This window comes from Moorena sp. SIO1F2, from assembly GCF_010672755.1.
In the GTDB taxonomy this organism is placed as follows: Bacteria; Cyanobacteriota; Cyanobacteriia; order Cyanobacteriales; family Coleofasciculaceae; genus Moorena.
The window spans coordinates 1-11,944 of sequence record NZ_JAAHFV010000197.1; the positions used below are offsets into that span (position 1 = coordinate 1).

The following is an 11,944-nucleotide window of genomic DNA, read 5'->3' on the forward strand; positions in this document are numbered from 1 at the left end:
TAAATACCGCTTGCTATAGAAGAAAATTCTATCGGTGCCAGGGCAGCAATTGGTCGCAGCTGGAAATTAACTCAGGGATTTATATTACGTATTCAAGGGATAGTAGTTGTTGGCTTTTTAATATCACTACCTATTTCGATTGCTGTACAGATAGCTACATTCAGCATACAAACTATTTTATCTCTTTTGTTTCCTCAAGAATCAGCAATTTTTGCCTGGCTGTATTTAGTGCTAGTTTTTGGGTTGAGCTTTGCTAGTGGTGCGTTGTTAGTTCCCTTCTGGCAAGCCATTAAATCAGTGATATACTACGATCTATGTAGTCGTAAAGAAGGCATAGATTTGCAGCTATGGGGAAGCTAAAATCAACACCGACTAATTTTTTTAATCGAGTCACTATACAAACCCCAGAAAGTGTTGAATTAGAATTAACGTTAGCAGGGATTGGCAGTCGAGCTTATGCCTTGTTAATTGATTATATTGTCTTAGGATTAATTTTAGTAGTATTTTTAATTGCTTGGGGCTTTTTATCTTCCCAACTGCTGGACCTATTAGACTATTTTTTTGGTATTAATGAGTTAAGGCTTTGGCTAGTAGCCATTTATCTATTTATTACCTTTTCAATTTACATCGGTTATTTTGTTTTGTTTGAAACCCTATGGCAGGGACAAACACCAGGTAAGCGCTATGGCAAAATTCGTGTTATTCGTGATGATGCTAGACCAGTGAGACTACAGCAAGCTACCCTACGTGCTTTGCTCAGACCTGTTGATGATTTATGGTTCCTGGGAGTATTTTTAATTATCTTTAGCAAGCGAGAGAAACGGTTGGGAGATTGGTTAGCAGGAACCCTGGTAGTCCAAGAAGAGCAGCCTATTGCTTCTGCTAGCTTCAAGATCTCCGATCAGGCTCAAGCCTTAGCCAATCAGCTCCAAACCGAGGCAGATTTGTCCCCCTTGCAGCCAGAAGACTTTGCTATGATTCGAGAGTATTTGCAGCGGCGCGAGGCAATGACATTTCAGGCAAAAGCTAAGTTAAGCGGACAACTGGCTGATCAGGTTAAAGACATGATTGCCTTGGAAAAGGTACCCTCAGGTGTCACGGCTAACTTGTTTCTGGAGGCTGTGTACCTTGCCTATCAGCAGTTATCATCCCAGGATTACTGACCCACGTACCCTTGCGCTAGCTTGAGCTATGGGTTGCTTATCCGGCAACAAAATACCCTATGGACTCAACAGTTAAGACGGATGACTCCCTAAAATCCGGTTTTTTACCAGATTTTAGGCTTGTAAGGCTAAATTAATGTCGCTACTATTGTACTTGAATACTTATACTAGCTTCTCATCCGGCTTTTGCCGTTAGTTGCTCATGGACATTCAGCTGATTAATATTGGTTTTGGTAACATTGTTTCAGCAAACCGAGTTGTAGCAATTGTTTCTCCAGAGTCTGCTCCTATCAAGCGGATCATTACTGAGGCAAAAGAGCGTGGATATCTCATTGATGCAACCTACGGGCGTCGCACCAGAGCGGTAATTGTGACCGATTCCAGCCATGTCATCCTCTCGGCAATTCAGCCAGAAACTGTTGCCCATCGCTTCGTAATCAATAAAGATAGTCACAATGGTAACCATTAAGCTTGAAACTTAACTAGACTCAACATGGAAGCAGGAAGACTCATTGTATTGACTGGTCCTTCTGGTGTTGGTAAAGGAACCTTGCTGCGCCAGCTCCTGAAGCGACACCCGGAACTTGATCTTTCGGTGTCAGCAACCACCAGGCAACCACGTCCTGGGGAGGTGCATGGGAAACACTATTACTTTGTCACTCGTGACCAGTTTGAAGAAATGATCATAGGGGATGAGCTTTTAGAGTGGGCTGAGTACGCTGGTAATTACTACGGTACACCTAGTTTGCCAGTCAAGCAGCTTCTTGAGAAGGGTAGGTCTGTTATTTTAGAAATAGAATTGGTTGGGGCAAGGAAAATCAACAAAACCTTTCCCTCTGCCCTGCGTATCTTTGTACTACCCCCCAGTCTAGATGAATTAGAGCAGCGGATTCGCTTGAGGGGTAAGGATAGTGAAGAAGTAATCGCCCAACGCCTTTCTATTGCCAAAGCCGAAATTGAAGCTGCTGATGAATTTGATGTGACTATTGTTAATAAAGACTTCAAAGAAGCTCTACAAAGCTTGGAAGCAGTTATTTTTCCATCGCCAAACTAAGTCATTAAACACAAAGGTAATATTATATCTGGTAGCTTCGTTATTGATCCTGGTATCGATAACTGGTTGAGATGTGTCAGGTTATAATCCCCTGTGGGTCAGCCTCCGGAAAGTTCAACTAGTAGACATAACACGTAGTAGAGATAACAAGCTACTGGGTAATAGTTTAAACCCTGCTTAAGACTAATCACGCTTTGACTAATGACAACATCTAACCAAGACACGGAAACCCCTAAGAGTACTCAAGCGCTACCTTCGCCCTGGCGCTGCCTTACCGGAGCATTGATTTCTGGAGGATTGACAAGCGCTATTTATTTTCTAACTGCCTCGATTGCTACAACCTTTGCTAATAAACCCCTCACGTCTAACTCTCAGACAGCACTCAAAATTGCGATCGCAGTTCGGACGCTGGTAGTGGGAGTCAGTACCCTAGCCACGTTTATCTTTGGTATTACTACCCTTGGTTTGGTAGCCTTGGCAATTCAACAACTCTACCGAACGAAGTTCGGTACTCTACCGCCCAAGTGATGCTCGAGAGGTACATTTAATTTTCTTACCCCGACTCCCTACTGCCTACTCCCTAAAACCCTGGACGAGGTACTTCACCCATTGAGAACTACTATATTAACAATTCACCATCTCGGTTTGTAAACCATCAATATCAAACAACTCTGGGGAAAACTCTCCACAAACCGTGTAGACAATCGCACGTACTAGGGCTTCAGCCTTGAGTAGGGTTTCTTCAAATTCCAGCTGGGGATTCGATAAGGCAATCAGAGCACCACCAATACCAATCGATACCTGATTGGGAGTAATCTCAGCAGTTCGGATCACAATGTTAAGGTCTGCAGCACCGTTGAGTGCAAGAAACCCGATCGCTCCGGAATAGATTCCCCTGGCCTGAAGTTCCAATCGATCAATAATCTCCATGGTTGAGATCTTAGGAGCACCAGTCATGGAGCCTCCAGGAAATGTGGCACGGATACAGTCTCCCACCCTTACATCTGGACGCAAACGACCCCGAATTGTACTCACCAGTTGATGAACTGTGGCATAGGTTTCCACATCCATTAACTTAGGGACATGGACACTGCCAATTTCGCAAACCCTGCCCAAATCATTCCTAAGTAAGTCTACAATCATTATGTTTTCACAACGGTTTTTTTCCTGAGTGCGTAACCCCTCGCACAGCAGTTGATCTTCTTCTTCTGTTTGGCCTCGTGCGGCAGTTCCTTTGATGGGTTTAGATTCCACCCAACCTGAGGAGTCAATTTTCAGGAATCGTTCTGGGGATGAACAAGCCACAGCTAGCTCGCCAAATCTTAGGAAGGCAGAGTAGGGTGCAGGATTGAGTTGGCGCAACCTTCGATAAAATGCCAAGGGTTCAAGTTCGATATTGGCATAAATTTTGTTAGTCAAGCAAATTTCGTAGCTTTCTCCAGCTTTAATCTGATCCAGACTTTCTTGAATATCCTCCAGATATCTCTGGTAGGAACGACTCAATCGAAAGCTAACTTTTCGATGAGTATAGTCTAACTCAATGGGAGGCAGAGGAGGTAGAGTACAAAGCTGTTTTTCGATACCTTCAAACCAGGCATTTGCGTGGGTCTTTTCTCCTTTTTTAGTCAGACACAACAGATAGGTTACTTGCTCTTGATGGTCAAAAGCAATAATTCGGTCTGCTAAGAGAAACATCGCATCTGGAAATGGCGATTGATGGACGAGCTTTCCTCCACATTCGGCTTTTAGTTCGTAACCAAAGTAGCCAACAAAACCACAATTAAAGTCAAAGGGAAGTCCTTCTAAACAGTTGTATCGGCGCTCAAGTTCTCTGTGTAGATAGGAGAAGATACTTTCTTGACGATGTGTTGTTTTGCCCGAGCAGTTAATGGTAAGTTTTTGGTCAGTAATCGAGTATTGCACTAGCAGGCTGTTTGGTCCTGTACCATCTCCCATAAAAGAAAAACGAGATAGACCAGGTTCTATGCGAGAGCTGTCTAGCCAGAATGCTGTTGGTTGTGAACCAAATAGATGAACAAACACTCGTTCCGAATCAGGGTATACCGTGAGCTTGCGACTATGAATATTAAAAATCATTCGATGAAACAGCCGTGACAGCTATAGCTGCTCTACCTCCTTTAGAATATCGTTAATCTCCTGCCGGAGACTTTGTAAATTATCCTCCAAGGATTGACTGGCAGCGAGTTTATGCTCAATTTCCCCCAGTCTCGGCTTCAGAGAATCAGTGAACTGCTTGAGGCTGTTTACCAATTCTTGCTGCAAACCTTGTTTTAGCTTATCGGTATAGTTATTCTGCAACTCACGCAAGGTTTCATCAAGCTGTTGGGTTGCCTTATCACGCTGTTTAGGAACTGCATTGAAGCTAAACATGGTCAACATCAGAGCTAGTACAAAAGCTGACAGATCAAATAGTGCAGCGGTGGCTACTACATGTCCCCCAATTCCTGTTGCTGCGGCAGCTGTTCCCAAGGTCAAAAAGTTGTTGAGTCCCTTTTCTGAAGCTACCTTAAGATTGTCAGAGATAGCAGTGGTATCAATTTTACCACTATTAAGTTCGGGAACCTGAAATGAGTCTTCTGAGAGGGTTGCTGCTACTTGTAAATCTTCCCTAGCTTCGCGAATAATTTGTTCTCGATATTTCACAAGGGTTGATGCTGCTTCCTTAACAATATCCTCCATCTGTTGCTCAAGTTTTACCTCCTTGATCGCCCTAGCTACTTTTTCTTCCAGGAGATCGTCTTCCCTAATAATACGCTTTTTTAATAGGCTAATGAAGGCGAAATTATCCTGGATTAGCTTATGTAATTGTTGAATTAGATTGGTAAACAGGTCACGAATTTTTTCTCTAAAAACACCAAAAATCAGGTCATATTGCTCAATGCGCTCATTGATTCGCAATAGGGATCGGTCAAATATGGTTTTTTCGGCAATAACTTTCTCCCGTGCCTGATAGTTCTTTTTCTCTAACTGCTCTAGGTAAACTAACAGAGAGTTCTGAGGACCTTGAAGTTTTAGCCGTATTTTTTCAGCTTCTACCAGAAACTCTAGTAAGAAATCTCGTAGGCTGTCGATGTCTTTACCAGTGCGTGTTGATACTGTAAATAATGGTGGTACTTCTGTAAAGACATCACTAAGTCCATCTTTAACGTGTGAGATAATCTGTTCACTCTCTTGTGGGGTGATCAGATCCACTTTATTAATAATAACGATTACTTTACGTACCCAGATCTTACTGACTAAGGAGAGAAAGTCTAGCTCTGATTTAGTCAGTGGTCGTTCCACTGAAGTGACAAACAGGATGATATCAGCATGCTGTAGATAATCCTCTGTCAGTGCTTGGTGACGTTCAATGATCGAGTTTGTGCCTGGGCTATCAATAAAGACAATGCCATCAAACCCATCTGGGTAATAGGGTTGAATCGAGTTTGTGGTCGGAAGTATGCCCACAGCAGCTAGCTCGTCATTACTCAAGCGATTCAGGACACTGGATTTTCCGGCATTAAATTCTCCACAGACAAAGATCGAGAAGGGATTTTCCAGTTGCTGCTTGAGGGCATCAAGATCAGGGCAAGAGACATCGAAAAGCAGCTCTGCTTCGACAAACAGTAGTTTTACACCTTTGATGGTGTTGAGGCTGCGGTTAAACAGATGCTCTTGTTGAACAGGAAGGGTGACCACGTTACTATGAGCGAAATGAGCGAACAGATCCAATTATATTACCAAGTATTCGCAAGATAAAGAAGCATAAATCCAAAGCATACGCTAATTAACCATAGGCCCAGCGTTACTTTAAGGTAAGTTTCTTGACTGGCGGGATAGATCACCCTCACTTTCGGGATCAGTTTAGCCGAGAGGTAAGCAAGCTCGATTAACCAACCATTAACACTTAAAAGTCTGGCTTGCTAGATTAGAAATTGACAGGCTTGACAGCCTGGCACTTATACTATCTCCGCTCTGACTGGCTTCCCAACGCTCCAAATAACTATGAAACTCCCAAAAGACCGTATCCCTGAAGACCAAGCCCACCAAGTATTCGCCCTAGCGGCTCAACTCTATGCTCAGCACAACCAAAGCTATTCTGTCAAGGAGTTGATTGAAGCAGGTAAAGAGCCACAAATTCCCCCAGAATTTATGGAAAAAGCCCTTGCTGAGATTAAAAAGCGAACGCATTCTCAATCCCTACTCCCTAAACATCATAGTAATATATCTGGTCTGATGTTGATTGGTATGGGTACAGTCTTACTCGCTCTTGCGGGTATAGGATGGTTAGCTAATTTTGTAGAACCTAGACCAGTCGCAGAAGCGGAGCTATTGGAATCTATACCACTCCCAGAAGCAGGGCCAACAGAGGTAAGTGTACCTGAAGACCAATCCACAGCGTTTGAGGATAATCTAGGGTCAGGACATATTAACAAGTGTACACCCCTGATCGAGAAAGACCTCAGGGGTGCTAACCTCAGTGGGGCAGATTGTACGAATGTGGACTTGTCAGGAGTAGATTTCACTAATGCTAACCTGACTGGTGCTAATTTCAGCCGTGCTGATTTAAGTCAGGCTAACTTCAGCAATGCCAATCTCACCGGTGCCGATTTGGCTGGAGCAGATTTAGCCAATGCGGATTTAAGCGGTGCTAACCTGACTGGTGCCAATTTAAGTAATACAGATTTAACAGGATCTAACTTGACTGGTGCCAATCTCAATGGTACCGATCTGGCCAAGGCAGACTTAGAAGGGTCTGTCATTAATGGTGCTAATTTCGATAACACTAATCTCAATCAGGCAACTATGCCCAACGGTACAATAAACCAGTAAAAAAACTACTTATTAGCGTTCTTTGCGTCTTCCTTCACCATGGAAGCACCGGCTAAAGGGGATGCACTGGACGCGGTAAGATTTTGAATATGGGCAATTGCTGAGATATTCAAAGAAATTGAAAAGTGATATAGTATGATATAATAAGAAACTAGTGGCGTGGCGGCATAGCCAAGTGGTAAGGCAGGGGCCTGCAAAGCCTTTATCCCCAGTTCGAATCTGGGTGCCGCCTTGTTGAAATGGGTAAGACCGGGAAAATCCCGAAGATCGCGAAGATCTTAAAGTCCGGCTGCAGGGGAACGCTCTTGCTAGTAATCAACTTCCTCTGCCAACAGAAGGTCAGTGTCAAGAGTTGACATATCCTGGACTTTAGATTGAAATTGATCACAGATTGCCAAGGGATCAACTCTCCGCTCAAACAAAGGACTATCAGGAGATTCACAAAATCTACCACTGAAAAACTGACACACGGCACAGCAATCCTTTCCACTCTTAAGCCCTGCTTCAATTTCTTCTTCCTGAAGTATCATTTCCGGTTGCATGGGAGCAAGCTTGAGATTCACACCATCCCATCGCGCTTTGATAATGCCGCTGATACTCAAGGTCTGCCATCGAGGGTCTTTTTCCACCACCTCTTCGGGAACTCGCAACCAAGCATCGGTACCAAAGGTCTCCACCATCACGTCAAACTCTTGGGGTTGCTGAATTTTAGCAAGCTGCTGTCGGGAAAGCTGTTCCGGTGCTACTCCTAATTCAATTTTATCCCCCACAGCAGGAATATGGATATAGAACAAGGACTGATTGTCTCCAGACCGGGCTACTTGGTGTAAGGCTTCTAATTCTCCGTGAATTAAGACTAGGTGCTTGGGCTTTACCTTGTTGATTACTTGTCCGAGTCCTACTTTATCGGTATGGGCAGAGAGGTTAAACCGTTGGATTTGAGCTTTGACGGTAATTGGTTTCCCATCTAGTTCAATAGTGTCCCCAGTTTTGATACTTTGCAGGAGTCGGCCAGGGGATTCCTCATCAGTGTAGCCAGAAATAAAGATGGCAGCATTCTCTCGCTCTAGCAGTACTGAGGCATAATAGACTGAAGGTCCTCCGGTGAGCATACCTGAACTGGCCACAATTACACTGGGTTTTGCGATCGCAATCGGACGTTCCCGAAAGTGTTCGATAGAAATAATCGGGGGTGTACTGGTTTTATCAAAGAATGGTTCCTGGCCATTAATCTTGACTAAGTTTTGAACTGGAATAGGCAATAAGTCCAGGTTTTCTCGGAATACCTCTGTGACTGCTCTGACCAATCCATCCACAAAGATGGGAACTGTTAATTTATTAAATAGCTTGGAGGTGCGGATCGCTAACAGGATTTCCTGAGCTCTACCCAAAGCAAAAGAGGGAATTAAAACATTGCCCCCAGCTTGCACTACTTCAGCAATGGATTCCATCAATGCAGTTTCTTGATTTCTTCTAGCGGGGTGGACAGAGGAACCATAGGTAGACTCAGTAATTAAAATATCCGCTTCAGGAAGCTCAGCTAAATTCAAGCCGTTAGTGGTGCGACTATTGGTAGTGTGGAAGTCTCCGGTGTAGAGTAAAGACATATCCTTATAGCGCAGATAGATACAAGCCGCACCCAAGATATGCCCGGCATTGATGAACCTTACCATTAGTCCCGGTAATGCCTCAAAGTCTTTGCCTACTGGTTGAGTTTCCAATTGAAACAAGGTTTGTTCTAAATCGGCCTCATCAAATAACTCTGGAGAGTCTTCATTCAGTTGCTGTATCTTCAGTCCATCCCTGAGCATGACATGGGCAATTTCCCTGGTGCCATGAGTGGAAATCATCCGCGCACCAGGGTAGCGGCTGTGAAAGACGGGGACAGCACCAAGGTGGTCTTGATGGCTATGGGATATCAGGAGCAGGTTAGGATTATCCAGATAGTCCAAGGCGGGCAAAGGGTCGTAGCCTTTGGGTCGAGTGCCACAGTCTAAAACTAGTTCATACGGACCAATCATAATTTGGAAACAACTGGCACCAATGCTTCTAGCTGCTCCTAAAGGAGTAACAATTAAACGATCATAGGATTGAGAATCAACACTTGCAGATGGGATATCCGGAAACTGGTAATAATATACGTGGATATAGTTTCCCTTCAAACTCACTCGTGCTTGTTGCTGGGTTGAAGGGGAGAACGCTTCCCATTCCCATCTTGTTCGACCTCGCTGTTTAGGCAAGTCTAATTGCCAATCGTTGACACCGGTTTTCTGTTTCAACGTGGCTAAGACTCTATCAATGGTTTCCGTCGGGGGAGCAGCTAGTGTAGATTTGGAGGGATTTAGGTCATCTGATAGCCTGGTCAGAGCCTGCTGTAACAAGGTTGTTTGGGTTTGTTGAAATGTTGACTCATGTTTATACTTCCTAGACTCGACCGGTTTGTGGCTACGGTTTTTCTTCGAAGCTGGACGGCTATTGGAATTGTGCTCTCCTTGGGGTAAAGCTCGATGTAAAATCAGGGTATCCCGTTGGCGCTTAGCAACTACTTCCCACAGTTCCCCAATTTTCATGTGCTTGCTAGAGCCCAAGACACTGATCTTCAGGGTTTTCTGTCCTGGTCTGGAAACTTTTAGTTGTACAAACTGTCCTCGTTTTCCTAACTGCACTACTCTGCCAGCGATTAACCATTGCTCTTCCTGGACTGTCTCAGTCATGGCTTCTAGGTAGAGAGAGCCTATTACACCATCTGAGCTAGTATTGGGGGCGACTTGCCAGGAATGGATTCCAGTAGGAATATCATCAGTGGGCAAGGTTTTGATTTTGAATCGAAGGCCATCCTGACTGAGGAGATAGTTTACCTGAGCTACTGACTCGATGTTTCCAGTTAAGGTGCATTGGATGGTATTGGTCATCGCTGTAGTGGCATTAGCAGTGGACTATTCGGGTATTTTTTGGATCAGTTGCCACTTTAATGGTAGACAAGGAAATGGGAAATGAGCCCAAATTACGTGCGTAGTTACTGATAATCCAAATTTATACCATATCCTGTATATTTTAGCAAATATCGCACTCAGTGATTAGGCTAAAAGGCTGGTGTTTCCTTCTGTTGTATTAATGTAGTATGCCAAGTAGTAGGCGAAATGGGATGCTCGCCTGGTCCCCCCTAAGGGATGTTCCTTAGGAGGCGCTACGGGAAAGCAATAAGAATGCGATTCGGGCAAAGCCCGACGCTTCGCGAACGCAATATCGCAATAATAGTAAGCCAAACCCTGGGATACATTGCCAATACTATCGGACAGGATATTAGATCAAATCCGTTTAATTGTCCATAATAAAAATTACGATATTGTTAATCATCACTAATCCTCCAGACGTGATATAAAAATTTGATACTGATTCCATTTGATTTGGTGAGCAGGATACTTTATGATTAGACTATTATTTATTTGGAGCAGAATAGTAGGTTATAGCTTAGCTAAACTAGACTAAGCTATCAGCTAATCAGCTATTCATGATGAGTGTAAGATAACAGACCAAAAAGACCCAAGTAACATCAGAATCAACCACGATAAAAAAACTGTATAGACGTTATAGATCACGTCGTCTATACTATCCTAGGTTGATCAACCCAATGATTGCCTTATATTAGCTGTCATAGGATAGCTAAATACTGAAAAATTACGGTATTTTGAGTCAGGAGCGAACACCAAACCATGAAAGCGATAGTAACAGAAGACAATAGAGAGCAAACATCAGAATTACTCCCAATAATATTATTGGTAATTGCCTTACTTGCTTTATCTATAACAGCCATATTAATCAGGTTTTCTCTTCAAGAAATAAGTGCTAATGCCACAGTATTCAATCGTCTTTGGATAGCTACTATAGTCTTTGGTTTGTGGAATGGAATAAACCAAGTACGCACTCAAACATCGAACCAGAACTCTGAACCACAGTCAGGTTATCAAATTGTCGATATCCTACTTTTGGTAGGCGTAGCGATATCTCATCTGGGTGGTCGATTTCTATGGACTTGGTCCTTAACTAAGACTAGCGTTGCTAATGGCAATGTACTAGGAGCTTTAACACCATTTTTCGCTACTCTAGGAGGATGGTTATTATTTAAGCAGCGTTTTGACCGTAGATTCCTCATTGGTCTGGCACTTGCCTTGTTAGGGGCAACTACTCTACAAATAGAGGATTTTCTAAAATCGTCCAATAATTTTATCGGTGATACTGCAGCCTTAGCATCTTCTGTATTTTATGCAGTAAACTTTTTACTATTAGAACAACTGCGAACCAAGTTTTCTGTAGAAGGAATACTGATTTGGCGCTGTGCTTTGGGAACACTGTTTATGATCCCAGTGGTTCTGATATTCAGCGATCAAATTTTTCCGATATCTTGGTCAGGATGGTTAGCAGTGATTTCCCTAGCTCTTGTCTGCGAAGCTGTGGGACATGGTTTAGTAGTATACAGCCTTAAGCACTTTTCTTCAGGCTTTGTTTCCTTAGTCCTGCTTCTCGATCCAGTAGTTGCTGCTATTCTGGCCTGGATTCTATTTTCAGAAAGCTTAAGTATTCTTAACTTACTAGGTTTTGCTGTGATTATGGAGGGGATTTATCTATCAAAAACTGGCAAAGGTGCTGATAAGCCAAGTATTAAGGAACAAAACACCTAAGACCATTTTCCGTTATGGATGCTACAACTATTTAGTCGGTAATTGGGTTAGTCGGTAATTGGTAATTGGTATAGCAGTTCTCAATCCAGTGAGAACTGCTATAACATACTTACATACTAATAAATAAAGATTAGTTATGTTGAAGATAGACTTCTATGAGCATACCAAGCAGCACCCTGCAAAGCGGCCTGGTCATTAAGAATCACATAGATAGG

Annotated in this window: 10 protein-coding genes and 1 tRNA gene; 8 read left to right on the forward strand and 3 right to left on the reverse strand. The window is 43.3% G+C overall.

What is annotated here, in order from left to right:
* Nucleotides 1-186: 186 nt before the first annotated feature.
* From F6J94_RS21070 to F6J94_RS21090, 5 genes are all read left to right on the forward strand, one after another.
* On the forward strand, nt 187-360 hold the full coding sequence (locus tag F6J94_RS21070) for a hypothetical protein (RefSeq protein WP_293043893.1): 174 nt from the start codon (nt 187-189) through the stop codon (nt 358-360).
* On the forward strand, nt 348-1,163 hold the full coding sequence (locus tag F6J94_RS21075; RefSeq protein WP_075896013.1) for an RDD family protein: 816 nt from the start codon (nt 348-350) through the stop codon (nt 1,161-1,163). Before F6J94_RS21070 ends, F6J94_RS21075 begins: the two co-directional genes overlap by 13 nt.
* Nucleotides 1,164-1,365: 202 nt before the next feature.
* Nucleotides 1,366-1,632 carry an extracellular matrix/biofilm regulator RemA gene (remA, locus tag F6J94_RS21080; protein WP_008191366.1) on the forward strand — a complete coding sequence of 89 codons (267 nt, stop codon included), beginning with the start codon at nt 1,366-1,368 and terminating at the stop codon, nt 1,630-1,632.
* A 24-nt stretch (nt 1,633-1,656) separates the two neighbouring features.
* Entirely contained in the window at nt 1,657-2,217 is a 561-nt protein-coding gene (gmk, locus tag F6J94_RS21085; RefSeq protein ID WP_293020672.1) for a guanylate kinase, read from the forward strand.
* 201 nt (nt 2,218-2,418) lie between these two features.
* Complete coding sequence (locus tag F6J94_RS21090) at nt 2,419-2,745, forward strand: DUF3082 domain-containing protein (protein ID WP_293020670.1); 327 nt, start codon at nt 2,419-2,421, stop codon at nt 2,743-2,745.
* Nucleotides 2,746-2,841: 96 nt separating this feature from the next.
* Here F6J94_RS21090 and pabB read toward each other — a convergent pair whose 3' ends face one another.
* Nucleotides 2,842-4,314: an aminodeoxychorismate synthase component I gene (gene pabB, locus F6J94_RS21095; RefSeq protein WP_293043895.1), complete on the reverse strand. Its 1,473-nt coding sequence runs from the start codon at nt 4,312-4,314 to the stop codon at nt 2,842-2,844.
* Between the two features lie 21 nt (nt 4,315-4,335).
* The gene (locus tag F6J94_RS21100; RefSeq protein WP_293043897.1) at nt 4,336-5,949 is read right to left on the reverse strand and encodes a dynamin family protein; all 1,614 of its coding nucleotides are present in this window, start codon (nt 5,947-5,949) and stop codon (nt 4,336-4,338) included.
* A gap of 273 nt (nt 5,950-6,222) precedes the next feature.
* On the opposite strand from F6J94_RS21100, the gene F6J94_RS21105 reads away from it, so the two are divergent.
* The gene (locus F6J94_RS21105) at nt 6,223-7,050 is read left to right on the forward strand and encodes a pentapeptide repeat-containing protein (protein ID WP_293043899.1); all 828 of its coding nucleotides are present in this window, start codon (nt 6,223-6,225) and stop codon (nt 7,048-7,050) included.
* A gap of 161 nt (nt 7,051-7,211) precedes the next feature.
* Nucleotides 7,212-7,282: transfer RNA gene (locus tag F6J94_RS21110), tRNA-Cys, on the forward strand.
* A gap of 76 nt (nt 7,283-7,358) precedes the next feature.
* Here the strand turns inward: F6J94_RS21110 and F6J94_RS21115 are convergent.
* Nucleotides 7,359-9,962: an MBL fold metallo-hydrolase gene (locus tag F6J94_RS21115; protein ID WP_293043901.1), complete on the reverse strand. Its 2,604-nt coding sequence runs from the start codon at nt 9,960-9,962 to the stop codon at nt 7,359-7,361.
* An 801-nt stretch (nt 9,963-10,763) separates the two neighbouring features.
* Here F6J94_RS21115 and F6J94_RS21120 point away from each other — a divergent pair.
* The gene (locus F6J94_RS21120) at nt 10,764-11,729 is read left to right on the forward strand and encodes a DMT family transporter (RefSeq protein ID WP_293043903.1); all 966 of its coding nucleotides are present in this window, start codon (nt 10,764-10,766) and stop codon (nt 11,727-11,729) included.
* The last annotated feature ends 215 nt before the right edge of the window (nt 11,730-11,944 follow it).